The following is a 26,575-nucleotide window of genomic DNA, read 5'->3' as shown; positions in this document are numbered from 1 at the left end:
ACTGCGCCATGACCGCCACCACACTCGTGAAACAGCAGGCGGGCCCGCGGGCCGCCGGCCCGGCGCCCGCGCGCCGCGGCCGGCGGCGCGCCCGGCTGGCCGCCCTGCTCTTCGTGTTCCCCGCGCTGCTCCTGCTCGGCGCGCTCGTCGTCTACCCGGTGCTGTTCTCCGTCGGCCGCAGCTTCTTCGACGCCTCCGGCACCCGGTTCGTCGGCGGCGACAACTACGCCGAGATGTTCCGCGACCCGGCCACGCTGAAGGCCATCCGCAACACCACCATCTGGGTGGTCGTCGCTCCCGCCCTGCTCACCGGTCTCGGCCTGATCCTGGCCGTCCTGGTGGAGAAGGTCCGCTGGGCGACGGCCTTCAAGCTGCTCCTCTTCATGCCGATGGCGGTGTCCTTCCTCGCCGCCGGCATCATCTTCCGGCTCGCCTACGACGAGGACCCGGACAAGGGCGTCCTGAACGCGGCCGTCGTCTCCGTCCACGACGCCTTCGAGGGCACGTCGACGTACCCCACCGCCCGCGGCCGCACCGGGCTGCTCGCCCAGGACCGGGACGGCTCGTACCGTACGACCGCGTCGGCGGGGGAGTCGGTCACGCTCCCGATGGTCGGCGTTCTGCCGGGGGACCTGCCCCGCGACGCCGCGCCCGCCCGTACGGCGGCCGCGCACAAGGCCGCGCCCGGCGAACTGCGCGGCGTCGTCTACCTGGACTTCACCCCCGGCGGCGGAGGCGAGCAGGGCAGGATCGACGCGAAGGAGAGCGGACTGCCCGGGATGAAGGTCGAGGCGGTGCGCGAGGGGAAGACGGTCGCGAGCGCGACCACCGCGGCCGACGGCTCCTTCCGCTTCTCCGGCCTGGCGTCGGGCCCGTACACGGTGAAGCTGCCGGAGTCCAACTTCGCCCCGCCCTACCAGGGCGTCTCCTGGCTCGGCCCGGCGCTCGTCACCCCGGCGATCATCGGCGCGTACCTGTGGATCTGGACGGGGTTCGCGATGGTCCTGATCGGCGCGGGCCTGTCGACACTCCCACGTGACGCCCTGGAGGCGGCCCGCATGGACGGGGCGAACGAGTGGCAGATCTTCCGCCGGATCACCGTCCCGCTGCTCGCGCCCGTTCTCACCGTGGTCTTCGTGACCCTCGTGATCAACGTGATGAAGGTCTTCGACCTCGTCTACATCATCGCGCCCGGACCGGTGCAGGAGGACGCGACCGTCCTCGCCACCCAGATGTGGCTCGTCTCCTTCGGCGGCGGCAACGACCAGGGCCTCGGCAGTGCCCTCGGCGTACTGCTGCTGCTCCTGGTGATCCCCGCGATGGTCTTCAACGTCCGCCGCTTCCGCAGCAGTCAACGATGAGGAGTCAGCGATGAACGCCCTGCGGCGCTCTCTGGGCAACGGTCTCGTCCAGGCCGTCCTCGTGGTCATCGGCCTGGTCTGGCTCACCCCGCTGGCCGGACTGTTCCTGTCCTCCCTGCGCTCGTCCCAGGACAACGCGAAGGGCGGCTGGTGGACGGCGCTGGCCGGCCCCGGCCAGCTGTCCTTCGACAACTACTCGGCCCTGCTGAAGAACTCGGGCATGACCCAGGCCTTCTGGAACACCGTGCTGATCTCGGTGCCGGCGACCACGCTGGTCGTCGTCATCGCGGCCCTCGCCGGATACGCCTTCGCCTGGCTGGACTTCCCGCTGCGCGAACCGCTCTTCCTGCTGGTGGTCGCCCTGCTGGTGGTGCCGGTCCAGATCGGCCTGCTGCCGGTGGCCAAACTCTTCGGCACGCTGGGCCTGTTCGGCACCATCCCCGGAGTCGTCCTCTTCCACGTCGCCTACGGCCTGCCCTTCGCCGTCTTCCTCCTGCGCAACTACTTCGCGGAGATGCCGAAGGAGATGCTGGAGGCGGCCCGGATGGACGGCGGCAGCGAGTGGCGCATCTTCACCCGGCTGGTCCTGCCGGTGGGGCGCCCGGCGATCGCCTCGCTCGCCATCTTCCAGTTCCTGTGGGTCTGGAACGACATGCTGGTCGCGCTGCTCTTCGCCGACAGCTCCGCCCAGCCGCTGACCGTGCAACTCCAGTCCCAGATTCGCCAGTTCGGCAGCAACATCGACGTCCTGGCGCCGGGCGCGTTCCTGTCCCTGATCGTGCCGGTGGCCGTGTTCTTCGCGTTCCAGCGGCACTTCGTGCAGGGCGTGATGGCCGGGTCGGTCAAGTGACCGCGCCCCGCCCGGGGCGGCCGGCCCGACCGGGCCGCCGCGGGCGGGGCGCCACCGCGTCAGCCGTGGAAGGAGATGTAGCCGTTGCCGTCCCGGTCGTCGCGGGACTTGGTGTAGGCGTGGGTGTCCGCGTGGGCACCGGTCGGCTTGTACAGGTAGACGGTGTCCTTGTCGTTGTTCCAGATGAAGTTGCAGTTCTGGCGGTAGACGACGTTCTTGGCGTCCGAGTCGGTGCCGTGGCCCCCGCGCAGCATCACGTAGTCGCCGGGCTCGAGGTAGTGGTTGGAGCGGAAGGTGAACTTGTTGGTCGTGGTGGTGTCCCGGACCACGTACCCCTTGAGGTTGACGGTCGCGGTCCGCGAGTAGTTCTTGATCGTCACGTACTCGCTCTTGCTGTTGCCGGTACGGCAGTTGTTGGAGTCCCGCCCCGGGGCGTCGTACTGCACGCCCTTGATCTTCAGCGACGACGAGTACTCGGCGGCCTGGGCCGGCGCCGCGACGACGACGGCGAGCGTTCCGGCGGTGACGGCGGTGGCGGCGGTGGCCAGCACGGAGCGTATGCGCATGAGGTGAGGTCCCCCCTCGGTGATGCGGATGATGCGCCCAGGAGCTTACACAAAAGTTGAGTGTTGTATGAATCTTTCGTGGAAGTCGTGAAGGGCTTGCTGAGGGGGCGTCGGCGCACACGACGAGGGCGGCAGGGGAGTCGTCCCCTGCCGCCCTCGCTCTGATCGTTCCTCAGAGGCTCACCGGTTCACGGCGAAGCCGGCGGATACAGCGACCGCGGCAACTGCGAGGCCGCGGCGGCGTCCAGCAGCCACAGCGTGCGGGCACGGCCGTACGCGCCCGCCGCGGGTGCCTGGATCTCGCCCGCACCCGACAGGGCGATGGCCGCGGCCTCCGCCTTGTCCTCGCCGGCCGCGAGCAGCCAGACCTCGCGGGCCGCCCGGATCGCCGGAAGGGTCAGCGAGATCCGCGTCGGCGGCGGCTTGGGCGCGCCGTGCACACCGACCACCGTGCGCTCGGTCTCCCGCACGGCCGGCAGCTCGGGGAAGAGCGAGGCCACATGGGTGTCCGGGCCGACGCCCAGCATCAGGACGTCGAACGTCGGGACCGAGCCGTGGTTCTCCGGCCCGGCCGCCTTCGCCAGCTCCGCCGCGTACGCCTCGGCCGCCGCCTCGACGTCCGCCCCGTACGGACCGTCGGAGGCGGGCATGGCGTGCACGCGCTCCGGGTCCAGCGGGACCGAGTCCAGCAGGGCCTCGCGGGCCTGCGTCACATTGCGCTCGGGATCGCCCTCGGGCAGGTAGCGCTCGTCGCCCCACCACAGGTCGAGGCGGCCCCAGTCGACGGCGTCCCGGGCGGGCGCCGCCGCCAGCGCGGCCAGCAGCCCGTTGCCGTTGCGGCCGCCCGTGAGGACCACGGACGCGGTGCCCCGGGAGGCCTGCGCGTCCACGATCTTCGTGATCAGGCGGGCCGCGGCGGCCTGCGCCATCAGCTCCTTGTCGCGGTGGACGACCAGCTGCGGAGTGCTCACTTCGCCGCCGCCTTCCTCGCCGGTGCCTTCTTCGCGGTCTTGGCCGCCGCCTTCTTCGCGGGTGCCTTCGCGGCCTCCTCGACCGGCTCGGGCTCCGCGACCGGCTCGGCCGGATCCGCCGCCGACTGCCCCGCGGACTCCTCGGAAGCCTGCCCGGGAACCGTGTTCAGCCGCTCCACGCCGTAGCGCAGCGCCGACGCGTAGGTGTCGTCCGGGTCCAGCCGGCGCAGTTCCTCCGCGATCAGCTCGGCGGTGTCCCGCCGGTTCAGCGCCACCGCTCGGGCCGGCTGGCCCTCGATGGACAGCGTCGCCAGCGAACCGTCCGCGCGGTCCAGTGCGATCGGGCCGCAGCTGGTGTCCATGCGGACGGCCGTGAGCCCCGGGCCCGCGGACCGGGAGCGCTTGACGGGCACGTCCAGCCGGTCCGCGAGCCACATCGCCAGCAGCTCACAGCTCGGGTTGAACTCCTCGCCCTCCACCTCGACGGCCTTCACCTCGCAGGTGACCTGGTCAAGGGCCGCCGCCAGCATCGAGCGCCACGGGGTGATCCGGGTCCAGGACAGGTCGGTGTCGCCGGGCGTGTACGCCGCGGCGCGGGCGGACAGCTCCCGCACCGGCTGCTCGGCGGTGTAGGTGTCGGTGACCCGGCGCTGGGCCAGCGCGCCCAGCGGGTCCTTCGCCGGGTCCACCGGGGCGTTCACCGGCCACCACACGACCACCGGGGCGTCCGGCAGCAGCAGCGGCAGGACCACCGAGTCGGCGTGCTCGACGACCTCGCCGTACAGGCGCAGGACGGCCGTCTCGCCGGTGCCCGCCTCCGCGCCCACCCGCACCTCGGCGTCCAGCCGCGAGGACGTACGGTCGCGCAGGCTGCGGGAGACCCGCTTGATGACCACCAGCGTGCGCGAGGGGTGCTCGCGCGAGGCGTCGTTGGCGGCCTTCAGGGAGTCGTAGGCGTTCTCCTCGTCGGTGACGATGACGAGGGTGAGGACCATGCCGACGGCAGGCGTGCCGATGGCGCGGCGGCCCTGCACGAGCGCCTTGTTGATCTCTCCGGCGGTGGTGTCGGTCAGGTCTATCTTCATGGCCGGCGCCAGCTCCGTCCGTCTCGTGCGAGCATCTCGTCCGCCTCCACGGGACCCCAGGTGCCCGACTTGTACTGCGCGGGCCTGCCGTGCTTGTCCCAGTACTGCTCGATCGGGTCGAGGATCTTCCAGGACAGCTCGACCTCCTCCGTGCGCGGGAAGAGGTTGGCGTCGCCGAGCAGCACGTCCAGGATGAGCCGCTCGTACGCCTCCGGGCTGGACTCCGTGAACGACTCGCCGTAGGCGAAGTCCATGGAGACGTCCCGGATCTCCATCGAGGTGCCCGGCACCTTGGAGCCGAAGCGGACCGTGACACCCTCGTCCGGCTGGACGCGGATGACGACCGCGTTCTGGCCCAGCTCCTCCGTCGCCGTCGTGTCGAACGGGGAGTGCGGGGCCCGCTGGAAGACGACCGCGATCTCCGTCACCCGGCGCCCGAGTCGCTTGCCGGTGCGCAGGTAGAAGGGGACGCCCGCCCAGCGGCGGTTGTCCACCTCCAGCTTGATCGCGGCATAGGTGTCGGTCTTCGACTTGGCGTCGATGCCGTCCTCTTCGAGGTAGCCGATGACCTTCTCGCCGCCCTGCCAGCCCGCCGCGTACTGCCCGCGGACGGTGCTGCTGCCCAGGTCCTTCGGCAGCCGTACCGCACCGAGCACCTTCTCCTTCTCCGCGGCCAGCGCGTCCGCGCCGAAGGAGGCGGGCTCCTCCATGGCGGTCAGGGCCATGAGCTGGAGCAGGTGGTTCTGGATGACGTCACGGGCGGCGCCGATGCCGTCGTAGTAGCCGGCCCGGCCGCCGATGCCGATGTCCTCGGCCATGGTGATCTGCACGTGGTCCACGAAGGACCGGTTCCAGATCGGCTCGAACATCGTGTTGGCGAAGCGCAGCGCCAGGATGTTCTGGACGGTCTCCTTGCCGAGGTAGTGGTCGATGCGGAACACCTGGTCCGGCTCGAACACCTCGTGCACGACCTTGTTCAGCTCCTCGGCGGAGGCGAGATCGTGTCCGAACGGCTTCTCGATGACCGCGCGGCGCCAGGAGCCGCTGCTCTGGTCGGCCAGACCGTGCTTCTTCAGCTGCTGGATGACCACCGGGAAGGAGCGGGGCGGCACGGACAGGTAGAAGGCGAAGTTGCCGCCCGTGCCCTGTGCCTTGTCCAGCTCCCCGATGGTGGCGCGCAGCCGCTCGAATGCCTCGTCGTCGTCGAAGGTGCCCTGGACGAAGCGCATCCCCTGGATGAGCTGCTGCCAGACCTCCTCGCGGAACGGAGTACGCGAGTGCTCCTTGACCGCGTCGTGGACGACCTCGGCGAAGTCCTCGTGCTCCCAGTCGCGGCGGGCGAAGCCCACCAGCGAGAAGCCCGGCGGCAGCAGACCCCGGTTGGCGAGGTCGTACACCGCGGGCATCAGCTTCTTGCGCGACAGGTCGCCCGTGACGCCGAAGATGACCAGGCCCGACGGCCCCGCGATACGCGGGAGCCGTCGGTCGGCCGGGTCACGAAGCGGGTTCGCTCCGGATCCGGAAACGGGTGACAAGTCAGCCCTCCGAAGGAGCGAGGCGCTCAAGCTCCGCCTGGGTGGACTTCAGCAGGTCGTTCCAGGACGCCTCGAACTTCTCGACGCCCTCGTCCTCCAGCACCTGGACCACGTCGTCGTACGAGATGCCGAGCTTCTCCAGCGCGTCGAGGTCGGCGCGGGCCTGCTCGTACGTGCCGGAGACGGTGTCACCGGTGATCTCGCCGTGGTCCTCGGTGGCCTCCAGAGTGGCCTCCGGCATGGTGTTGACCGTGTTCGGCGCGACCAGCTCGGTGACGTACAGGGTGTCCGGGTACGCCGGGTCCTTCACGCCGGTCGACGCCCACAGCGGACGCTGCTTGTTGGCGCCCGCCTTCTCCAGTGCGTTCCAGCGGTCGGAGGAGAAGACCTCCTCGTACGCCTGGTAGGCGAGACGGGCGTTGGCGACGGCGGCCTTGCCGCGCAGCGCCTTGGCCTCGTCGGTGCCGATGTCGTTCAGGCGCTTGTCGATCTCGGTGTCCACACGGGACACGAAGAAGGACGCCACGGAGTGGATCAGAGAGAGGTCCAGGCCCCGCTCCTTGGCCTTCTCCAGACCCGTGAGGTACGCGTCCATGACGGCGCGGTAGCGCTCCAGGGAGAAGATCAGGGTGACGTTGACGCTGATGCCGTGCCCGATCGTGGACGCGATCGCCGGCAGACCCGCCTGGGTGGCCGGGATCTTGATCAGGGTGTTCGGGCGGTCGACGAGCCAGGCGAGCTGCTTGGCCTCGGCGACGGTCGCCTTCTCGTTGTGCGCGAGGCGCGGGTCGACCTCGATGGAGACCCGGCCGTCCTTGCCGCCGGTGGCGTCGAAGACGGGGCGCAGGATGTCGGCGGCGTCGCGGACGTCCGCCGTGGTGATCATGCGGATGGCCTCTTCGACGGTGACCTTGCGGGCGGCGAGGTCCGACAGCTGCTGGTCGTAGCCGTCGCCCTGGGAGATCGCCTTCTGGAAGATCGTCGGGTTGGTCGTGACGCCCACGACGTGCTGCTGGTCGATCAGCTCGGCGAGGTTGCCGGACGTGATCCGCTTGCGCGACAGGTCGTCCAGCCAGATCGCGACGCCTTCCTCGGAGAGGCGCTTGAGTGCGTCTGTCATGGAATTACATCTCCTAGGTGTCGATATGAGCGTCAGCGCTGTGCGGCGGTGATGGATTCCCGGGCCTTGGCGGCCACGTTCTCGGCAGTGAAGCCGAACTCGCGGAAGAGCACCTTGCCGTCCGCGGACGCACCGAAGTGCTCCAGGGAAACGATGCGGCCGGCGTCCCCCACGTACTTGTGCCACGTCAGGCCGATGCCCGCCTCCACGGCGACTCGGGCCTTGACGGACGGCGGCAGCACGGAGTCCCGGTACCCCTGGTCCTGCTGCTCGAACCACTCCACGCAGGGCATGGACACGACCCGCGTGGGCACGCCGTCGGCCTGGAGCTGCTCACGCGCCTCGACGGCCACGTGCACCTCGGAACCGGTGGCGATCAGGATCACCTGCGGCTCGCCGCCCTCGGCCTCGAACAGCACGTAGCCGCCGTTGGCCGCGTTCTCGTCGGGCTCGTAGGTCGGCACGCCCTGGCGGGTGAGCGCCAGGCCGTGCGGCTGGCCCTTGCCGAACTCCTTGGTCCAGCGGCCCAGGATCTCGCGCCAGGCGATCGCGGTCTCGTTGGCGTCCGCCGGGCGGACGACGTTCAGACCCGGGATCGCGCGCAGCGAGGCCAGGTGCTCGACCGGCTGGTGGGTGGGACCGTCCTCGCCGAGGCCGATGGAGTCGTGCGTCCACACGAAGGTCACCGGCAGGTGCATCAGGGCCGACAGGCGCACGGCGTTGCGCATGTAGTCGGAGAAGACGAGGAAGGTGCCGCCGTACACCCGGGTGTTGCCGTGCAGCGTGATGCCGTTCAGCTCCGCACCCATGGAGTGCTCGCGGATGCCGAAGTGGATCGTGCGGCCGTACGGGTTGGCCTCGGGCAGCGGGTTGCCCTCGGGCAGGAACGAGCTGTCCTTGTCGATGGTGGTGTTGTTCGACCCGGCGAGGTCGGCGGAGCCGCCCCACAGCTCGGGGATCACCGCGCCGAGCGCCTGCAGCACCTTGCCGGACGCGGCACGCGTCGCGACACCCTTGCCGGGCTCGAAGACCGGGAGCTTCTCCTCCCAGCCGGTGGGCAGCTCGCCCTTGGCGATCCGGTCGAACTCGGCGGCCCGCTCCGGGTTGCCGTCGCGCCACACCTGGAGGGACTTCTCCCACTCGGCCTTCGCCTGGGCGCCCCGCTCCAGCGCCTTGCGGGTGTGGGTGATGACCTCGTCCTCGACCTGGAAGCTCTGCTCGGGGTCGAAGCCGAGGACGCGCTTGGTGGCCGCGACCTCCTCGTCGCCCAGCGCCGAGCCGTGCGCGGCCTCGGTGTTCTGCGCGTTCGGGGCCGGCCAGGCGATGATCGAGCGCATCGCGATGAAGGACGGCCGGTCGGTGACGGCCTTGGCCTCCTGGATCGCGGCGAAGATCGCCACCGGGTCCAGGTCGCCGTTCTCCTGGGCCTCCACCCGCTGCACGTGCCAGCCGTAGGCCTCGTACCGCTTGACGGTGTCCTCCGAGACGGCCGTCTCGGTGTCACCCTCGATGGAGATGTGGTTGTCGTCCCACAGGAGGACCAGGTTGCCGAGCTTCTGGTGGCCCGCCAGCGAGGACGCCTCGGCGGAGATGCCCTCCTGGAGGCAGCCGTCACCGGCGATGCAGTACACGAAGTGGTCGAAGGGGGACTCGCCCCGCGGGGCCTCCGGGTCGAACAGACCGCGCTCGTAGCGGGCGGCCATCGCCATGCCCACCGCGTTGGCGACACCCTGACCCAGCGGGCCCGTGGTGGTCTCGACACCCTTGGTGTGCCCGTACTCGGGGTGGCCCGGGGTCTTCGAGCCCCACGTCCGGAACGCCTTCAGATCGTCCAGCTCCAGGCCGAAACCGGCCAGGTAGAGCTGGGTGTAGAGGGTCAGGGACGAGTGGCCGGCGGACAGCACGAAGCGGTCGCGTCCGACCCACTCCGGGTCGGCCGGGTCGTGCCGCATCACCTTCTGGAAGAGGGTGTAGGCGGCCGGGGCCAGGCTCATCGCCGTACCGGGATGGCCGTTGCCGACCTTCTGTACGGCGTCTGCGGCCAGGACTCGGGCGGTGTCCACGGCCCGCTGGTCCAGCTCGGTCCACTCAAGCTCTGTGGTGGTCGGCTTGGTGCTCACCCTGGGTCAGGGCTCCTCTCCACATGTCGGTCGCCGGTCGTCGGGGCATGCGCCCGTCCCGGCCGCCGGAGGGCTTTTCGCCCACCGGCCGCTGTCGAGCCTACCCCCGTCAGGACGTGCGTTTTTTCGAGTGTTTCCAGACTGCCGGGAGTCCGTGCGATCCGCCTCTCGACTGGCCGGAAGGCCAGTCGGCACATGAATACGGAGCCGCTCATCTGACTGCTCAATCGAGCCCTCACGCGCACGTCGGATCCGGCCTCCACGGGGCGCCCGACCCGGCCCCGGTACGCACGTCGGAGCGAGCCTGCGCACGTATGTCCGGACGGGCCCGCGGCGGCCCCGCCAACACGACCCCACCCCCGCGAAGGCCGGGGTATGGGCAACGTCTAAAGTGGCGTGGTACGCGCGAGCCTTTACCGGGACTTCACACGGGGAGGCTTGCTGGGATGTCTCTGTCAGGGGTGTGCGTGACGGCCGTCGAATCCCGTCCATCGGGTGTGCTCGGTGGTGCGAGCCAGGGCCCGGCTCATCGGCCGTTCGGGGCCCGCGTCAAGGCGTTCGTGGCGCTGACCAAGCCGCGGATCATCGAGCTGCTGCTCATCACCACCGTGCCGGTGATGTTCCTGGCGCAGCAGGGTGTGCCGGACCTCAAGCTGGTGCTGCTGACCTGCGTCGGCGGCTACCTGTCCGCGGGCGGCGCCAACGCGCTGAACATGTACATCGACCGGGACATCGACGCCCTGATGGACCGCACCTCGCAGCGCCCGCTGGTGACCGGCATGGTCAGCCCGCTCGAATGCCTGGTCTTCGGCATCACGCTGGCGGTCGTCTCGACGCTGCTGTTCGGGCTCGCCGTCAACTGGCTGAGCGCCTGGCTCTCGCTCGGAGCGCTCCTTTTCTACGTCGTCGTCTACACGATGATCCTCAAGCGGCGCACGTCGCAGAACATCGTGTGGGGCGGCATCGCGGGCTGCCTCCCCGTGCTGATCGGCTGGTCCTCCGTGACCAACTCGATGTCATGGGCCCCGGTCATCCTCTTCCTCGTCATGTTCTTCTGGACGCCGCCGCACTACTGGCCGCTGTCCATGAAGGTCAAGGAGGACTACGCGCGCGTGGGCGTGCCGATGCTCCCGGTCATCGCCTCCAACAAGGTCGTCGCCCGGCAGATCGTCATCTACAGCTGGGTCATGGTCGCCGTCTCCCTGCTGCTCACCCCGCTCGGTTACACCGGCTGGTTCTACACGGCGGTCGCCCTGGCCGCCGGCGGCTTCTGGCTGTGGGAGGCGCACGGGCTGCAGAACCGGGCGAAGGCCGAGGTGACGGGCGTCAAGCTGAAGGAGATGCGCCTCTTCCACTGGTCGATCACGTATGTGTCGATCCTCTTCGTCGCGGTCGCCGTCGACCCGTTCCTGCGCTGACGCCGCCGGGCGTAAGTCACAGGGCCCTGCCCTCGCCAGTCGATCTACCGGTGAGTAGCATCCTGGCCATGGCAGACACGCAGCAGGTTGACGCGCGGGCCGAGCGCAAGGTGTCCCGGCTCGCCCACCAGATCAGCGCCTTCGCGAAGGCGCACGGCGGCGCGGAGGGCCAGGTGGCCTACATCGGCGAGCGCGGCGCCCGCATCGTCCTCGTCGGCGAGGACGGCGGCTGGGGCGACCTGGTGGCGCCCTCCTACGCCATCGCCGAGCAGGCGGTGGCCAAGTCCGGCATCACGGTCCACGAGGCCTTCGACGGCGAGTTCGCGGCGAAGGTGACGACCGGCCCGTACGAGTGGAAGCGGATGGCCGGAATTCAGGTGGGCGGCTCGGCCAAGGGCTGAGCCGGGCCGCGACCTCCTACCGGGTTCACCCGTTAGGACGTGTAGGGCAGCACCGCGCGCCCACGTCCCACGGGGAGTCCCGGATGATCGAAATGCCGTCCCTCGTGGACCAGTACTGCCACGGCGTGCTGCGGACGGAACTGGGCCTCGGCACCTTCGAGGCCCAGCTGGCCCGCACCGAGGGACCGCCCGCGCCGGGCACCACCCTCTTCGACACCCAGACCGGCTTCGCCGTACGGCGCTGGTGCCCGCCGATACTCGGCCTGGAACCGCACTGCCCGCCCGCCCTGTATCTCGCGCGGCGCCGTGAACTCGGTGTCCTGGAGTCGGGCCGCAGGCTGCTGCGCGGCAGCGGGATCACGACCTATCTGGTCGACACGGGCCTGCCCGGCGACCTCACCGGTCCCACCGAGCTGGCTTCCGCCGGGGAGGCCCAGGCGCGGGAGATCGTCCGCCTGGAGCTGCTCGCGGAGCAGGTCGCCGACACCTCCGGCACCGTCGAGTCCTTCCTCGCCAACCTCGCCGAGTCGGTGCACGGAGCCGCGTCGACCGCCGTCGCCTTCACCTCCGTCGCGGGCCTGCGGCACGGCCTGGCGCTCGCACCGGAGCCGCCGGGGCCCGGCGAGGTGCGGGGCGCGGCGGGCCGCTGGCTGGCCGGGCGGCGGGTCGGCGGAGCGCTCACCGACGCCGTGCTGCTGCGGCACCTGCTGTGGATCGCGGTCGCCTCGGGCCTGCCCCTGCAGCTGCACGCGGGTCTCGGCGAGCCCGGCTCCCGCATCGACCGCACGGACCCGGTGCTGCTCACGGACTTCGTCCGCGCCACCGCCGGCCTCGGCACCGATCTCGTCCTGCTGCACGGCTATCCGTACCACCGCCACGCCGCCCATCTGGCCGGCGTCTTCCCGCACGTCTACGCGGACTCGGGCGCCGCGCTCGTCCGCACCGGAGCCCGGGCCGCCACGGTCCTGGCCGAGATCCTGGAGCTGGCCCCCTTCGGCAAGATCCTCTTCTCCACCGGCGCCCAGGGCCTGCCCGAACTGCACGTCGTCGGCGCCCGCCTCTTCCGGGAGGCCCTGGGCCGGGTCCTGGGCACCTGGGTGGCCGAGGGAGCGTGGTCCCTGGAGGACGCCCAGCGGGTGGCCCGGCTGATCGCGGCGGACAACGCGCGCCGGGTGTACGGACTCGGGTGAGCCGTCGAGACTGGGCGGATGACGACCGCATCCCTGCTCGACGAGTTCATGGACGCGCTGCTGCCGCTGCGGCCCCGCGCCGTCTGGGCGCACGGCTCACTGGCAGGCGGTGACTACCAGGAGGGGCGCAGCGACCTCGACCTGATCGCCGTCCTGCCGGGCCCCCTGTCCCTGGGGACCGTACGGCGGCTGGCGCGGTCGCACCGAAGGCTGCGCGGGGCGCCCCTCGCGGCGCATCTCCACTGCAGCTACCTGACCCCGGCCACCCTGGGCGACCCGGGCCGCTCGCACCTCACCTGGGCGCACGGCCGTCTGATGCGCCGTCCGGTCACCCCCGTCACCCGGCGTGAACTGCACGACTTCGGCCGGGTGCTGCAGGGTGAGCCGCCGGCCGGGCTGCTCCCGCCGGTGTCCGGGGAACAGCTCAACGGCTTCGTCGTACGTGACCAGCGCACCTTCTGGCGCCCGGCCGTCGACAGGGCCCGGCTGTGGCGGCAGGACGTCTGGGTGGACCTGGGCCTGCTGACCTTCGCCCGGGCCACCGTGACCCTGCGGGACGGGCGGCTGATCTCCAAGCGGGAGGCCCTGGCCGAACTGCCGGCGCTCGGCGCTCCGGCCGAGGTCGTCGAGGACATCGCCCGCCGGCGGTACGAGGCACCTGTCCCCGGCCCGGCCACCGCCGACTGGCTCGCCCGCCGGGCCGGCCTGACCCGGGCCTATCTGGGCCCGGCGATCGACGCCCTGGTCACCGCGTACGGCTGACCACGGCGCGGCGGCAGGGAGGGTCAGCCGGAAGCGGGTTCGAGCCGCTCGGCCGGGGCGGGCGCCGGGACGTCCGGCTCGGTCACGGGGCGTTCCCGCAGCGACAGCAGCACCCGCAGCACCCAGATCCACATCACCGTGGAACCGAGCATGTGCGCGGCCACCAGCGCCTCGGGGAGGTGGGTGAAGTACTGGACGTAGCCCACGGCTCCCTGGCACAGCAGCAGGATGAACAGCTCGCGCGTCCGGGCCAGCGGGCCCCGCGGCGCGTCGACCGCCTTCAGCACGAACCACAGCGCGAACGTCAGCGTCACCACGATCCAGGCGAGCACCGCGTGCAGCTTGGCGACCGCCTCCCAGTCGATGTGGATGCGCTCGACCTCGCTGGAGTCACCGGCGTGCGGCCCGGCCCCGGTCACCACCGTGCCGACCGCGATGAGCAGTGCGGACGCGGCCACCAGGAACCACACCAGCTGCTGCACCGCCTTGCCGACCAGCGGGCGCGGCGCCGCGTCGCCCTCCCGGGTGCGCTGCCACATCACCGTCGCGACCGCGATCAGCGCCGTGGAGAGCAGGAAGTGGGCGGCCACCGTGTACGGGTTGAGGCCGACCAGCACCACGATGCCGCCGAGCACCGCGTTGCCCATGACCACCCAGAACTGCGCCCAGCCCAGCCGGGTCAGGCTGCGCCGCCAGGGCTTCTGGGAGCGCGCCGCGATGATGGCCCAGCCGACGGCGGCGCACAGCACGTACGTCAGCATGCGGTTGCCGAACTCGATGACCCCGTGGAAGCCCATGGCCCGGGTGGTGGTCAGCGAGTCGTCGGTGCACGTGGGCCAGGTCGGGCAGCCCAGGCCCGAGCCGGTCAGGCGGACGGCGCCGCCGGTGACGACGATCACCACCGACATCACGAGCGCGGCGAGGGCCGCCCGCCGGACGGTCCGGGGATCCGGGGTCCAGCGGTCGGCGATGAAGGCGAGCGGGTTGCGCAGGGCCGCTTCGGCATCGGCGCGGGTCAGCTTTGGCACGCGCACCATGGTAGGCCGCCGCTTGTGCACGCGTTCACGAGGGTCACTCTCACGCGTCATGCGGGTCACTCCCACGCGTCACTACGGCCCGGACGGGCGTGGCCGAGGGCCCGTTCCCGCGCGGCACAGTGGTTCCGCACGCGTGGCCGAGGGGCCGCTCCCGTGTCCCGTGCTCGGCAGGGCCCGCGGCAGGCGCGGGCCCGGGTCACTCCCAGCGGAAGAACCTGCCCGCCGCGGCCAGCCCGGCCACCGCCCACACGGCGAGGATCCCCAGGTCGGCCCAGGGCATGCCGGCGCCGTGCTGGAGCACGTCCCGCAGGCCGTCCGAGAGCGCGGAGACCGGCAGCAGGCCGAGCACCTGCTCGCCCGCCGAGCCGAACTTCTCCAGCGGCACGATCACCCCGCCGCCCACGAGCAGCAGCAGGAAGACCAGGTTGGCGGCGGCCAGCGTCGCCTCCGCCTTGAGGGTGCCCGCCATCAGCAGGCCCAGCCCGGAGAACGCGGCGGTGCCGACGACGAGCAGCAGCAGGACGGCGGCGGGGCTGCCGTGCGGGGACCAGCCCAGCGCGAAGGCGATGACGGTCAGCAGCACGACCTGGAGGATCTCCGTGACCAGCACGGACGCCGTCTTCGCGGTCATCAGGCCCCAGCGGGGCAGCGGCGAGGAGGCGAGCCGCTTCAGGACGCCGTAGCGGCGCTCGAAGCCCGTGGCGATGGCCTGGCCGGTGAACGCCGTCGACATCACGGCCAGGGCCAGGATGCCCGGGGCGAGGAAGTCGACGGCCTCGCCCTTGCCGGTGTCCACGATGTCGACCGAGCTGAAGAGCACCAGCAGCAGGGTCGGGATGACCACCGTCAGCAGCAGCTGCTCGCCGTTGCGCAGCAGCATCCTCGTCTCCAGCGCCGCCTGCGCCGCGATCATGCGGGGGAGCGGGGCGGCTCCGGGCTTCGGGGTGTAGGTACCCACGGTGGTCACGAGCGCAGCTCCTTGCCGGTGAGCTCCAGGAAGACGTCTTCCAGGGTGTGGCGTTCCACCGAGATCCGGTCCGGCATCACCCCGTGCTGGGCGCACCAGGAGGTGACCGTGGCCAGCAGCTGGGGATCGACGTTGCCGACGACCCGGTAGGAGCCCGGGGTCAGCTCGGCGGCCGTGCAGTCGGCCGGGAGGGCCTTGAGCAGCGAGCCGACGTCGAGGCCGGGGCGGCCGGTGAAGCGCAGGGTGTTCTCGGCGCCGCCCTTGCACAGCTCCTCGGGGGAGCCCTGGGCGATGACCCGGCCGCCGTCGATGATCGCCACGTCGTCGGCGAGCTGCTCGGCCTCGTCCATGTGGTGCGTGGTGAGGATCACCGAGACGCCGTCGGCGCGCAGGTCCCGCACCAAGTCCCAGGTGGCCCGTCGGGCCTGCGGGTCGAGTCCGGCCGTCGGCTCGTCCAGGAACACCAGCTCCGGACGGCCCACGACGGCCATGGCGAGCGCGAGGCGCTGCTGCTGGCCGCCGGAGAGCCGGCGGTAGCCGGTCCGGCCGCAGGAGCCGAGGCCGAGGCGGTCGACGAGGGCGTCGACGTCCAGCGGGTGCGCGTGCAGTTTCGCCACGTGCCGGAGCATCTCGTCCGCGCGGGCGCCCGAGTACACGCCCCCGGACTGCAGCATCACGCCGATGCGGGGCCGCAGCTCGGCGGACTGCCGCACGGGGTCGAGACCCAGGACGCGCACCGTGCCGGAGTCCGGCTTCCGGTATCCCTCACAGGTCTCGACCGTGGTCGTCTTCCCCGCCCCGTTGGGGCCGAGCACGGCGGTCACGCCCGCACCGGCCACCAGGTCGAGGCCGTCCACCGCGGTTTTCGTGCCGTACCGCTTCACCAGGCCCTGGACCTCGATCAGCGGGTGCGGCGCGAAGCGTCTTTCCGGGGGGTGGTGGCCGGGAGACGGGTGGACGGACTCACTTCGCATGGGTCCAGAGTCTAGGGAGACCGCTTGCCCTTCAGGCGGCCGGGTGGGGGAAGTCCTCCTCACGGGGCCGGTGCAGCGGGAGCCACCGCTCGGCGTAGGCCACGGCGTCCGCCACCGGGAACAGCCGGACCTCCGCCGCGCCCACCCGCCCGCGCAGCACGGACCGGTCCCGTTCGTAGTCGTGCCCCAGCTCGTCGAACCGGTCGGAGGTGATCGAGACCTCGACCACCGTCTCCCAGCCGCCGCCCGGGGCGGGCCGCCCGACCTCCACACGGGGCGCGGGTATCCGGTACTCGGCCAGGTGGAAGGCGGTGCAGGCGTCGTAGCCCGCGCCGAGCAGCAGCACCCGGGCGCCCAGCCGCTCCAGCCGGGCCAGCGGGCTGCGCTCGCCGAGCCGGCAGTCCGGGGCGTGGTCCTCGGTGATCTCCCGTGCGCGGGGACCGAGCGCGGCGAACGAGGTCTGCGGGTGCGCGCTGCGCAGGGCGCCCGGCCAGGTCCGCACGGTCTCCGGTATCACGCCGACCCCGAGCGCGGGGGTGATCAGCGGGTCGTACGGGGGCATGGTGGCGCGGATCCGGTCCCACCACTCCGCCGGCACCGGCGGGCTCCCCCATGCGGCCGGATCGGACTGGTCGCCGGTCTGGGTGGGGACGACGAGCGTGCCGGACGGGCCGAGCACGTCGAGGAGTGCCTGGACGACGGCGACCGCCCCGCCGTTCACCCAGCCGAGGGAGCTGAGCGAGGAGTGCACGAGGAGGGTCTCGCCGGTCTCGGCACCCAGCAGACGCAGGCCTGCCGCGAGGGTGTCGCGAGTGACAAGAGGGCCGGTCGGAAGGGGTGCGGGCATGGTCAGGGAGTCTTCCCCACGCGGTCTCGCGACGCCACCGGATTGCCCTCGGAACGGGCCTGGATGATCGATCAGAAGATCGTTTCCGCAGGTCGGATTAGGTAGGCCTAAGTGATGCAGGGCACCGCGCGATGATCCGGACGTCGCTTGTCAGGCTCCGCGGAATTACGCAACAATGGCGTTGTGAAAAACGTCGGCGAGGCTCGGGAGACCCCCACGGGGGCCCCTCAGGAGGAGCTAGCGACCGGTGAGCGCTCGACGCGCAACCGGGTCGCGCGGTCCATCCTGGACCACGGCCCGTCGACCGTCGCCGAACTCGCGGGCCGGCTGGGACTGACCCAGGCGGCCGTACGGCGTCACCTGGACGCGCTGGTCGCCGACGACGTCGTGGCGGCGCGTGAGCAGCGTGTGTACGGCACGCGCACGCGCGGCCGGCCCGCCAGGGTCTTCGCGCTCACCGACTGCGGCCGGGACGCCTTCGACCAGTCGTACGACAAGCTCGCCGTGGACGCGCTCCGCTGGATCGCCGAGCAGGGGGGCGGCCCCGAGGCGGTCGCCGCGTTCGCCCGCGCCCGGATCGCCGCCCAGGCGAGCGCGTACCGCGAGGCGATCGAGGCCGTGACACCCGACAAACGGGCCGAAGCGCTGGCCAAGGCCTTGAGCGTCGACGGGTACGCTGCTACGGCGCGCAGCGCACCGGTCGGCGAGCAGCTCTGCCAGCACCACTGCCCGGTCGCCCACGTCGCGGAACAGTTCCCGCAGCTGTGCGAGGCGGAGACGGAGATCTTCGCAGAGCTGCTGGGTACTCACGTCCAGCGACTGGCGACCATCGCGCACGGCGACGGCGTCTGCACGACGTTCATCCCCAAGACATCCACTGACGCACCTGCAAGCACGGCCGGGAGGAACCCCGCATGACTCTCCCCACGGAGACTGCCCACCCTGAGCTCGAGGGCCTGGGCAAGTACGAATACGGCTGGGCCGACTCCGACGTCGCCGGTGCCTCCGCCAGGCGCGGCCTGAACGAGGACGTCGTCCGCGACATCTCGGGCAAGAAGTCCGAGCCGGAGTGGATGACGAAGCTGCGCCTGAAGGGCCTGAAGCTCTTCGAGAAGAAGCCGATGCCGAACTGGGGCTCCGACCTCTCGGGTATCGACTTCGACAACATCAAGTACTTCGTGCGCTCCACGGAGAAGCAGGCGGAGTCCTGGGAGGACCTGCCCGAGGACATCAAGAACACCTACGACAAGCTGGGCATCCCGGAGGCCGAGAAGCAGCGCCTCGTCGCCGGTGTCGCCGCCCAGTACGAGTCGGAGGTCGTCTACCACCAGATCCGCGAGGACCTGGAGGAGCAGGGCGTCATCTTCCTCGACACCGACACCGCCCTGAAGGAGCACCCGGAGCTCTTCAAGGAGTACTTCGGCACGGTCATCCCGGCCGGTGACAACAAGTTCGCCGCGCTGAACACGGCCGTGTGGTCCGGCGGCTCCTTCATCTACGTGCCGAAGGGCGTGCACGTCGAGATCCCGCTCCAGGCCTACTTCCGTATCAACACGGAGAACATGGGCCAGTTCGAGCGGACCCTGATCATCGTCGACGAGGACGCCTACGTCCACTACGTCGAGGGCTGCACCGCGCCGATCTACAAGTCGGACTCCCTGCACTCCGCGGTGGTCGAGATCATCGTGAAGAAGGGCGCCCGCTGCCGCTACACGACCATCCAGAACTGGTCGAACAACGTCTACAACCTGGTCACCAAGCGCGCCGTGGCGTACGAGGGCGCGACCATGGAGTGGATCGACGGCAACATCGGCTCCAAGGTCACCATGAAGTACCCGGCCGTCTACCTGATGGGCGAGCACGCCAAGGGTGAGACCCTCTCCATCGCCTTCGCGGGCGAGGGCCAGCACCAGGACGCCGGCTCCAAGATGGTCCACATGGCGCCGAACACCTCCTCCAACATCGTGTCGAAGTCCGTGGCGCGCGGCGGTGGCCGCACCTCCTACCGCGGTCTCGTCGAGATCGGCGAGGGCGCCGCCGGATCCAAGTCGAACGTGCTGTGCGACGCGCTGCTCGTCGACACGATCTCCCGCTCCGACACGTACCCCTACGTGGACGTCCGCGAGGACGACGTGTCCATGGGTCACGAGGCGACCGTCTCCAAGGTCTCCGAGGACCAGCTCTTCTACCTGATGAGCCGTGGTCTGAGCGAGTTCGAGGCGATGGCGATGATCGTGCGCGGCTTCGTCGAGCCCATCGCCAAGGAGCTGCCCATGGAGTACGCCCTCGAGCTCAACCGGCTGATCGAGCTGCAGATGGAAGGCGCGGTCGGCTAAGCCCCCGCCTCCGGACCCCAGCTAGCGAAACTGACGCAGGAAAGAGAGCAGACCGACAGCCATGGCTGAGGCTCAGAATTACCCGGTCGGGTCCACCACGGCCGGCCAGATCGCGGTGGCCGCCGAGTCGACCGTCGCCACGCGCATGAGCGCGCCCCCGTCCTTCGACGTGGCGGACTTCCCCGTCCCCCACGGCCGCGAGGAGGAGTGGCGGTTCACCCCGCTGGAGCGGCTGCGCGGGCTGCACGACGGCACCGCGGTCGCGACCGGTGACGGCGTGAAGGTGGACGTCCGGGCTCCCGAGGGTGTGACCGTCGAGACGGTCGGCCGCGACGACGCCCGCATCGGCAGGGCCGGCACCCCCGTCGACCGCGTCGCCGCCCAGGCGTACTCGGCCTTCGAGAAGGCCGGCGTGGTCACCGTCCCCAAGGAGACGGTCCTCAGCGAGCCGATCCGCATCGCCGTGCACGGCGAGGGCGGGGTCGCCTACGGTCACCAGGTGATCGAGCTGGGCGCCTTCGCCGAGGCCGTCGTCGTCATCGACCACACCGGTGACGCCGTACTGGCCGCCAACGTCGACTACGTCCTGGGTGACGGCGCCAAGCTGACCGTCGTCTCCGTCCAGGACTGGGACGACAAGGCCGTCCACGTCGGCCAGCACAACGCGCTGATCGGCCGGGACGCCACCTTCAAGTCCTTCGTGGTCACCTTCGGCGGCGACCTCGTCCGCCTGCACCCGCGCGTCGCCTACGCCGGCACCGGCGGTGAGGCCGAGCTGTTCGGTCTGTACTTCACCGACTCCGGCCAGCACCAGGAGCACCGTCTCCTCGTCGACCACAACACCCCGCACTGCAAGTCCAACGTCATGTACAAGGGTGCGCTGCAGGGCGAGAGCGCGCACGCGGTCTGGATCGGTGACGTGCTCATCGAGGCCAAGGCCGAGGGCACGGACACCTACGAGATGAACCGCAACCTGGTCCTCACGGACGGCGCGCGCGTCGACTCGGTGCCTAACCTGGAGATCGAGACCGGCGAGATCGTCGGCGCCGGCCACGCCTCCGCCACCGGCCGCTTCGACGACGAGCAGCTCTTCTACCTGATGGCCCGCGGCATCCCGGAGCACGAGGCCCGCCGCCTGGTGGTCCGCGGCTTCTTCGCCGAGCTGGTCCAGCAGATCGGTGTCGCCGACATCGAGGAGCGCCTGCTCGCCAAGATCGAGGAGGAGCTGGAGGCGTCGGTCGCATGACCAGCACCTTCGTACGCGCCTGCGGGCTGAGCGAGCTGGAGGAGGACATCCCGAAGCGGGTGGAACTCGACGGCACGCCGGTTTCGGTCGTGAGGACCGAGGGGGAGGTGTTCGCCATATACGACATCTGCTCGCACGCGAACGTCTCGCTCTCCGAGGGCGAGGTGGAGGACTGCCAGATCGAGTGCTGGCTGCACGGCTCCGCCTTCGACCTGCGCACCGGCAAGCCGTCCGGCCTCCCCGCGACGCGCCCCGTCCCCGTATACCCCGTAAAGATCGAAGGGGACGACGTTCTCGTCTCCCTCACCCAGGAGTCCTGAGGCACCCATGGCAACGCTTGAAATCCGAGACCTGCACGTCACCGTCGAGGCCGACAACGCCACGAAGGAGATCCTCAAGGGCGTCGACCTCACCGTGAAGCAGGGCGAGACGCACGCCATCATGGGCCCCAACGGCTCCGGCAAGTCGACCCTCGCCTACTCCCTCGCGGGTCACCCGAAGTACACGATCACCAGCGGCACCGTGCTGCTCGACGGCGAGGACGTCCTGGAGATGTCCGTCGACGAGCGTGCCCGCGCGGGCCTGTTCCTGGCGATGCAGTACCCGGTCGAGGTCCCCGGCGTCTCGGTCTCCAACTTCCTGCGCACCTCCGCCACCGCGATCCGCGGCGAGGCCCCGAAGCTGCGCACCTGGGTGAAGGAGGTCAAGGAGGCCATGGAGCGCCTCAACATGGACCCGGCCTTCGCCGAGCGCAACGTGAACGAGGGCTTCTCCGGCGGTGAGAAGAAGCGCCACGAGATCCTCCAGCTGGAGCTGCTCAAGCCGAAGATGGCGATCCTGGACGAGACCGACTCCGGCCTGGACGTCGACGCGCTCCGCATCGTCTCCGAGGGCGTCAACCGCGTCCGCGAGACCGGCGAGGTCGGCACCCTGCTGATCACGCACTACACGCGCATCCTGCGCTACATCAAGCCCGACCACGTCCACGTGTTCGCCGGTGGCCGCATCGTCGAGTCCGGTGGCCCCGAGCTCGCGGACAAGCTGGAGAACGAGGGCTACGAGGCATACGTGAAGGGTGGCGCATCCGCGTGACACAGCTGCCGGGCCTCCTCGACGTCGAGGCGATCCGCAAGGACTTCCCCGTCCTGGACCGTCAGGTCCACGACGGCAAGAAGCTCGTGTACCTGGACAACGCGGCGACCTCGCAGAAGCCGCGCCAGGTGCTGGACGCCCTGAGCGAGTACTACGAGCGCTACAACGCCAACGTCCACCGCGGTGTGCATGTGCTCGCCGAGGAGGCCACGGCGCTGTACGAGGGCGCGCGTGACAAGGTCGCCGCGTTCATCAACGCGCCGAGCCGCGACGAGGTGATCTTCACCAAGAACGCCTCCGAGTCGCTGAACCTCGTGGCGAACATGCTGGGCTGGGCCGACGAGCCCTACCGGGTGGACCACGAGACCGAGATCGTCATCACGGAGATGGAGCACCACTCCAACATCGTGCCGTGGCAGCTGCTGGCGCAGCGCACGGGCGCGAAGCTGAAGTGGTTCGGCCTGACCGACGACGGCCGCCTGGACCTGTCGAACATCGACGAGGTCATCACCGAGAAGACGAAGATCGTCTCCTTCGTGCTGGTGTCGAACATCCTGGGCACGGTCAATCCGGTCGAGACGATAATCCGTCGCGCCCAGGAGGTCGGCGCGCTCGTCTGCATCGACGCCTCCCAGGCCGCGCCGCACATGCCGATGGACGTCCAGGCCCTCCAGGCCGACTTCGTGGCCTTCACCGGCCACAAGATGTGCGGCCCGACCGGCATCGGCGTCCTGTGGGGCCGCCAGGAGCTGCTGGAGGACCTGCCCCCGTTCCTCGGTGGCGGCGAGATGATCGAGACCGTCTCGATGCACTCCTCCACGTACGCCCCGGCGCCGCACAAGTTCGAGGCGGGCACCCCGCCGATCGCGCAGGCGGTCGGTCTCGGCGCGGCGATCGACTACCTCCAGTCGATCGGCATGGACAAGATCCTCGCCCATGAGCACGCGCTGACGGAGTACGCCGTCCGGCGTCTGGCGGAGGTCCCCGACCTGCGGATCATCGGCCCGACCACGGCCGAGGACCGGGGCGCCGCGATCTCCTTCACGCTGGGCGACATCCACCCGCACGACGTGGGCCAGGTCCTCGACGAGCAGGGCATCGCGGTCCGGGTCGGCCACCACTGCGCCCGTCCGGTCTGCCTCCGCTACGGAATTCCTGCGACTACGCGAGCGTCGTTCTATCTGTACTCCACGCCCGCCGAGATCGACGCACTGGTCGAGGGGCTGGAGCACGTACGGAACTTCTTCGGCTGAGAGGCGTGAGCTGAAACCGTGAAGCTGGACTCGATGTACCAGGAAGTCATCCTGGACCACTACAAGAACCCGCACGGGCGTGGTCTCAGGGATGGCGACGCCGAGGTGCACCATGTGAACCCGACGTGCGGCGACGAGATCACCCTCCGCGTGAAGTACGACGGCACGAAGATCGAGGACGTCTCGTACGAGGGCCAGGGCTGCTCCATCAGCCAGGCCTCCGCATCCGTGCTGAACGAGCTGCTGGTCGGCAAGGACGTCACCGAGGCGCAGCAGATCCAGGAGACCTTCCTGGAGCTGATGCAGTCCAAGGGCCGGATCGAGCCGGACGAGGCCATGGAGGACATCCTGGAGGACGCGGTCGCGTTCGCCGGTGTCTCCAAGTACCCCGCGCGGGTCAAGTGCGCCCTCCTGAGCTGGATGGCGTGGAAGGACGCGACGGCCCAGGCGCTGGGTGGCGCCGACGCCGAAAGGAAGACGGCATGAGCGAGACCGCTGAAATGAAGCCGGCCTCGGAGGAAGAACTCCGCGAGGCGCTGTACGACGTCGTCGACCCCGAACTGGGCATCGACGTCGTCAACCTGGGGCTGATCTACGGCATCCACATCGACGACGCGAACATCGCGACGATCGACATGACCCTGACCTCGGCGGCCTGCCCGCTGACGGACGTCATCGAGGACCAGGCCAAGTCCGCCACGGACGGCCTCGTCAACGAGCTGCGCATCAACTGGGTCTGGATGCCGCCGTGGGGTCCGGACAAGATCACGGACGACGGTCGCGAGCAGCTCCGGGCGCTCGGGTTCAACGTCTGAGAACACCTCGCGCGTGAAGCGGCGGCACCCTCCGGGGTGCCGCCGCTTTCCGTTGGCGCAACCTTCCGGCCAGAAGCATGTGTACGACCGTACACATGCGTTGTGTACGCTCGTACACATGGGATATCTGACGCTCGCCGGCGCCATAGCCGCCGAGGTCGCCGCCACGACGGCGATGAAGTACACCGAGGGCTTCAGCCGGCTCTGGCCCTCACTCGTGACCGCCCTGGGATACGTCGTCTCGTTCGCACTGCTCGCCCAGACGCTGAAGACAGTCCAGATCGGCACCGCGTACGCCATCTGGTCCGGCGTGGGCACCGCGGCCATCGCCGTCCTCGGCCTGCTGCTGTTCGGGGAGGGCCTGAGCCCGGCCAAGGTCGCCGGGATCCTGCTGATCATCGGCGGAGTGGTCGTGCTCAACCTGGACGGGGCGAGCCACTGATGCCCCGCCGGCACGATCCCGAGCGCCGGCAGCGGATCATCGACGCCGCGATCCGGGTGGCCGGCCGGGACGGCATCGCCGGTCTGAGCCACCGCACGGTCGCCGCCGAGGCCGACGTACCGCTCGGCTCCACCACCTACCACTTCGCCACCCTGGAGGAGCTGCTGGTGGCCGCGCTGCGGCAGGCGAACGAGGGCTTCGGCAAGGTGCTGGCCGAGCTGCTGCCGGACGGCGGCCGGGGCGACCTCGCCGCGGACCTCGCCCGGGCCCTCGGGGAGTGGCTCACAGGCGACCGCACCGGCGTGGAGCTGGAGTACGAGCTCTATCTGGCGGCGCTGCGCCGGCCCGCGCTGCGCCCCGTCGCCGCCGAGTGGACCGAGCAGGCGGCCGCGCTGCTGGCCCGCCGCACCGACCCGGTCACCGCCCGGGCCCTGCTCGCGCTGATGGACGGCATCTGTCTGCAGGTGCTGCTGACGGGCGGTTCGTACGACGAGGAGTACGCCCGCACCCTGCTGGCTCGGCTGATCCCCTGAACCGCGCCCGGCACGTGAGACGCGGTTCGCCCTCACCGCCCCGCCCACGTTAGGTTTTGCACCATGACCGAGTCTGCAACCCGTACCACCGGCGCCGTCGCCGCCGGCCTCGCCACGATCGCCTCCGACGGCACCGTTCTCGACACCTGGTTCCCGGCCCCCGAGCTGGTCGAGGAGCCGGGCCCGGCCGGCACCGAGCGGCTGACCGCCGAGCGGGCGGCGGAGCTGCTGGGCGGCGGCGCGACCGCGGCGACCGGCCCGGACGCCCGCCGGGGCGTAGAGGTGGTCGCGGTCCGCACGGTCATCGCCTCGCTGGACGAGAAGCCGATCGACGCGCACGACGTCTACCTGCGCCTGCACCTGCTCTCGCACCGGATGGTCAAGCCGCACGGCCAGAACCTGGACGGCATCTTCGGCCACCTCGCCAACGTCGCCTGGACCTCCCTCGGCCCGGTGGCCGTGGACGACCTGGAGAAGGTCCGCCTGAACGCCCGCGCCGAGGGCCTGCACCTCCAGGTCACCTCGGTCGACAAGTTCCCGCGCATGACGGACTACGTCGCCCCGAAGGGCGTGCGCATCGCCGACGCCGACCGGGTCCGCCTGGGCGCGCACCTCGCGTCCGGCACCACGGTCATGCACGAGGGCTTCGTCAACTTCAACGCCGGCACCCTCGGCACCTCCATGGTCGAGGGCCGGATCTCCGCCGGTGTCGTGGTCGGCGACGGCTCGGACATCGGCGGCGGCGCCTCCACCATGGGCACCCTGTCCGGCGGCGGCAATGTGATCATCTCCCTCGGCGAGCGCTGCCTGGTCGGCGCCGAGGCGGGCGTCGGCATCGCGCTCGGCGACGAGTGCGTGGTCGAGGCCGGCCTGTACATCACCGCGGGCACCCGGGTCACCATGCCCGACGGCCAGATCGTCAAGGCCCGCGAGCTGAACGGCGCGTCCAACATCCTCTTCCGCCGCAACTCGGTCACCGGCACGGTCGAGGCCCGCCCGAACAACGCGGTCTGGGGCGGCCTGAACGACATCCTGCACAGCCACAACTGACGCACCCACCCGGCCGAGCGCCCCCGCCCCCCGGGTGAGGGGCGCTTTGTCATCGGCGTGGGGACCGGGCGAACTCGCGTAGTGCCGTGAAGTCCGGGGCGCGCAGGCCGATCCTCGGGTTCACGTGGTGGAGCAGGGCGGGGCCGGGGTGCCGGGAGCGGACGTACAGCGTGTCCGGCGGGCTCTGCTCGTCGTCCACCCAGGCGAACGGGCGGCCCTCGGCGTACGCCACGATCGCCTCCGTCTTCCAGTGCACGCCGTCGGGGCGCTCGGCGAACAGGCCGGTGCCGAAGTCGACGTACGGCAGCTCGGGCAGGCCGACGGCCGGGGCGATCCAGACGTTGGCCTCGGCCATCCAGCTCGTCGCCCAGCACAGGTCGTAGCCGAGCCGGAGCAGGGCCGGGCCGTGGTCCGGATTCAGCCAGACCCGCAGCGGACGCCGCCCGTACGGCGGCACCCGGATCGTCGTGTAGCCCTCGGGCCGGCGTTCCGGCTGGGCCGCGTACGGGTTGAGGGGGCCGTCGACGTCCAGGAACAACAGGGGGCGGCTCACGGGGACACCGTACGGCAGGAGGGGCGGCCGGCCCGAGGGGATTTCTCCTCG

28 protein-coding genes are annotated in these 26,575 nt (G+C 70.7%); 17 read left to right on the top strand and 11 right to left on the bottom strand.

The window, feature by feature from the left end; translation table 11 throughout:
• Positions 1-8 precede the first annotated feature (8 nt).
• Both FHS34_RS33435 and FHS34_RS33430 read left to right on the top strand, forming a co-directional pair.
• Positions 9-1,361, top strand: coding sequence for an ABC transporter permease (locus FHS34_RS33435; RefSeq protein WP_184972494.1), 1,353 nt, complete (start codon positions 9-11; stop codon positions 1,359-1,361).
• Between the two features lie 10 nt (positions 1,362-1,371).
• The gene (locus FHS34_RS33430) at positions 1,372-2,211 is read left to right on the top strand and encodes a carbohydrate ABC transporter permease (RefSeq protein WP_184972492.1); all 840 of its coding nucleotides are present in this window, start codon (positions 1,372-1,374) and stop codon (positions 2,209-2,211) included.
• Positions 2,212-2,270: 59 nt separating this feature from the next.
• Here the strand turns inward: FHS34_RS33430 and FHS34_RS33425 are convergent, their stop codons facing one another.
• The 6 genes from FHS34_RS33425 to tkt all read right to left on the bottom strand — a co-directional run bounded on the left by FHS34_RS33425 (position 2,271) and on the right by tkt (position 9,608).
• Entirely contained in the window at positions 2,271-2,777 is a 507-nt protein-coding gene (locus tag FHS34_RS33425) for a lamin tail domain-containing protein (RefSeq protein WP_184972490.1), read from the bottom strand.
• A 188-nt stretch (positions 2,778-2,965) separates the two neighbouring features.
• Positions 2,966-3,748 (bottom strand): 6-phosphogluconolactonase, encoded by a 783-nt coding sequence (pgl, locus tag FHS34_RS33420; protein ID WP_184972488.1) that lies wholly within the window; start codon positions 3,746-3,748, stop codon positions 2,966-2,968.
• Entirely contained in the window at positions 3,745-4,833 is a 1,089-nt protein-coding gene (gene opcA, locus FHS34_RS33415; protein ID WP_184972486.1) for a glucose-6-phosphate dehydrogenase assembly protein OpcA, read from the bottom strand. Before opcA ends, pgl begins: the two co-directional genes overlap by 4 nt.
• On the bottom strand, positions 4,830-6,368 hold the full coding sequence (gene zwf / locus FHS34_RS33410; RefSeq protein WP_184972485.1) for a glucose-6-phosphate dehydrogenase: 1,539 nt from the start codon (positions 6,366-6,368) through the stop codon (positions 4,830-4,832). The genes opcA and zwf overlap by 4 nt, the downstream gene beginning before the upstream one ends.
• Position 6,369: 1 nt before the next feature.
• A complete protein-coding gene (gene tal / locus FHS34_RS33405; RefSeq protein WP_184972483.1) occupies positions 6,370-7,488 on the bottom strand; it encodes a transaldolase in 1,119 nt (372 codons plus the stop codon).
• A gap of 32 nt (positions 7,489-7,520) precedes the next feature.
• Positions 7,521-9,608 carry a transketolase gene (tkt, locus tag FHS34_RS33400; RefSeq protein WP_184972481.1) on the bottom strand — a complete coding sequence of 696 codons (2,088 nt, stop codon included), beginning with the start codon at positions 9,606-9,608 and terminating at the stop codon, positions 7,521-7,523.
• Between the two features lie 446 nt (positions 9,609-10,054).
• On the opposite strand from tkt, the gene FHS34_RS33395 reads away from it, so the two are divergent.
• The 4 genes from FHS34_RS33395 to FHS34_RS33380 all read left to right on the top strand — a co-directional run bounded on the left by FHS34_RS33395 (position 10,055) and on the right by FHS34_RS33380 (position 13,379).
• Positions 10,055-11,026 carry a heme o synthase gene (locus FHS34_RS33395; RefSeq protein WP_221509787.1) on the top strand — a complete coding sequence of 324 codons (972 nt, stop codon included), beginning with the start codon at positions 10,055-10,057 and terminating at the stop codon, positions 11,024-11,026.
• 68 nt (positions 11,027-11,094) lie between these two features.
• Complete coding sequence (locus FHS34_RS33390; protein WP_184972479.1) at positions 11,095-11,427, top strand: hypothetical protein; 333 nt, start codon at positions 11,095-11,097, stop codon at positions 11,425-11,427.
• Between the two features lie 83 nt (positions 11,428-11,510).
• A complete protein-coding gene (locus FHS34_RS33385; RefSeq protein ID WP_184972477.1) occupies positions 11,511-12,617 on the top strand; it encodes an amidohydrolase family protein in 1,107 nt (368 codons plus the stop codon).
• Between the two features lie 18 nt (positions 12,618-12,635).
• Positions 12,636-13,379: a nucleotidyltransferase domain-containing protein gene (locus FHS34_RS33380; RefSeq protein ID WP_184972474.1), complete on the top strand. Its 744-nt coding sequence runs from the start codon at positions 12,636-12,638 to the stop codon at positions 13,377-13,379.
• A gap of 23 nt (positions 13,380-13,402) precedes the next feature.
• On the opposite strand, the gene FHS34_RS33375 is transcribed toward FHS34_RS33380, so the two are convergent.
• The 4 genes from FHS34_RS33375 to FHS34_RS33360 form a co-directional block, all read right to left on the bottom strand.
• Positions 13,403-14,416 carry a COX15/CtaA family protein gene (locus tag FHS34_RS33375; RefSeq protein WP_184972472.1) on the bottom strand — a complete coding sequence of 338 codons (1,014 nt, stop codon included), beginning with the start codon at positions 14,414-14,416 and terminating at the stop codon, positions 13,403-13,405.
• A 196-nt stretch (positions 14,417-14,612) separates the two neighbouring features.
• Complete coding sequence (locus FHS34_RS33370; protein ID WP_221509820.1) at positions 14,613-15,329, bottom strand: ABC transporter permease; 717 nt, start codon at positions 15,327-15,329, stop codon at positions 14,613-14,615.
• A 50-nt stretch (positions 15,330-15,379) separates the two neighbouring features.
• Positions 15,380-16,288 (bottom strand): ABC transporter ATP-binding protein, encoded by a 909-nt coding sequence (locus FHS34_RS33365; RefSeq protein WP_184972687.1) that lies wholly within the window; start codon positions 16,286-16,288, stop codon positions 15,380-15,382.
• A 100-nt stretch (positions 16,289-16,388) separates the two neighbouring features.
• The gene (locus tag FHS34_RS33360; protein ID WP_184972468.1) at positions 16,389-17,204 is read right to left on the bottom strand and encodes an AAC(3) family N-acetyltransferase; all 816 of its coding nucleotides are present in this window, start codon (positions 17,202-17,204) and stop codon (positions 16,389-16,391) included.
• A 183-nt stretch (positions 17,205-17,387) separates the two neighbouring features.
• On the opposite strand from FHS34_RS33360, the gene FHS34_RS33355 reads away from it, so the two are divergent.
• The 11 genes from FHS34_RS33355 to dapD all read left to right on the top strand — a co-directional run bounded on the left by FHS34_RS33355 (position 17,388) and on the right by dapD (position 25,971).
• A complete protein-coding gene (locus FHS34_RS33355) occupies positions 17,388-18,122 on the top strand; it encodes a helix-turn-helix transcriptional regulator (protein ID WP_184972466.1) in 735 nt (244 codons plus the stop codon).
• Positions 18,119-19,540, top strand: a complete 1,422-nt coding sequence (sufB, locus tag FHS34_RS33350; protein WP_133922277.1) for a Fe-S cluster assembly protein SufB — start codon at positions 18,119-18,121, stop codon at positions 19,538-19,540. The genes FHS34_RS33355 and sufB overlap by 4 nt, the downstream gene beginning before the upstream one ends.
• Positions 19,541-19,601: 61 nt before the next feature.
• Positions 19,602-20,786, top strand: a complete 1,185-nt coding sequence (gene sufD, locus FHS34_RS33345) for a Fe-S cluster assembly protein SufD (protein ID WP_184972464.1) — start codon at positions 19,602-19,604, stop codon at positions 20,784-20,786.
• Entirely contained in the window at positions 20,783-21,106 is a 324-nt protein-coding gene (locus tag FHS34_RS33340) for a non-heme iron oxygenase ferredoxin subunit (RefSeq protein WP_184972462.1), read from the top strand. Before sufD ends, FHS34_RS33340 begins: the two co-directional genes overlap by 4 nt.
• Positions 21,107-21,113: 7 nt before the next feature.
• Positions 21,114-21,878 (top strand): Fe-S cluster assembly ATPase SufC, encoded by a 765-nt coding sequence (sufC, locus tag FHS34_RS33335; protein ID WP_184972460.1) that lies wholly within the window; start codon positions 21,114-21,116, stop codon positions 21,876-21,878.
• Positions 21,875-23,131, top strand: a complete 1,257-nt coding sequence (locus FHS34_RS33330) for a cysteine desulfurase (protein WP_184972459.1) — start codon at positions 21,875-21,877, stop codon at positions 23,129-23,131. The genes sufC and FHS34_RS33330 overlap by 4 nt, the downstream gene beginning before the upstream one ends.
• Positions 23,132-23,149: 18 nt before the next feature.
• A complete protein-coding gene (gene sufU, locus FHS34_RS33325; RefSeq protein WP_184972457.1) occupies positions 23,150-23,617 on the top strand; it encodes a Fe-S cluster assembly sulfur transfer protein SufU in 468 nt (155 codons plus the stop codon).
• The gene (locus FHS34_RS33320; protein WP_031166063.1) at positions 23,614-23,946 is read left to right on the top strand and encodes a metal-sulfur cluster assembly factor; all 333 of its coding nucleotides are present in this window, start codon (positions 23,614-23,616) and stop codon (positions 23,944-23,946) included. The genes sufU and FHS34_RS33320 overlap by 4 nt, the downstream gene beginning before the upstream one ends.
• A 118-nt stretch (positions 23,947-24,064) precedes the next feature.
• Positions 24,065-24,388: a DMT family transporter gene (locus FHS34_RS33315; protein ID WP_184972454.1), complete on the top strand. Its 324-nt coding sequence runs from the start codon at positions 24,065-24,067 to the stop codon at positions 24,386-24,388.
• Positions 24,388-24,921: a TetR/AcrR family transcriptional regulator gene (locus FHS34_RS33310; protein WP_184972452.1), complete on the top strand. Its 534-nt coding sequence runs from the start codon at positions 24,388-24,390 to the stop codon at positions 24,919-24,921. Before FHS34_RS33315 ends, FHS34_RS33310 begins: the two co-directional genes overlap by 1 nt.
• 63 nt (positions 24,922-24,984) lie before the next feature.
• Positions 24,985-25,971, top strand: a complete 987-nt coding sequence (gene dapD, locus FHS34_RS33305) for a 2,3,4,5-tetrahydropyridine-2,6-dicarboxylate N-succinyltransferase (RefSeq protein WP_184972450.1) — start codon at positions 24,985-24,987, stop codon at positions 25,969-25,971.
• 49 nt (positions 25,972-26,020) lie between these two features.
• Here the strand turns inward: dapD and FHS34_RS33300 are convergent, their stop codons facing one another.
• Positions 26,021-26,524: an HAD domain-containing protein gene (locus FHS34_RS33300; RefSeq protein WP_184972448.1), complete on the bottom strand. Its 504-nt coding sequence runs from the start codon at positions 26,522-26,524 to the stop codon at positions 26,021-26,023.
• Between the last annotated feature and the right edge of the window lie 51 nt (positions 26,525-26,575).

The sequence above is a fragment of the Streptomyces echinatus genome, assembly GCF_014203595.1.
Lineage (GTDB): Bacteria > Actinomycetota > Actinomycetes > Streptomycetales > Streptomycetaceae > Streptomyces > Streptomyces echinatus.
Note: the sequence above shows the minus strand (reverse complement) of the source record. Positions and strands in the feature narration are given on the sequence as shown.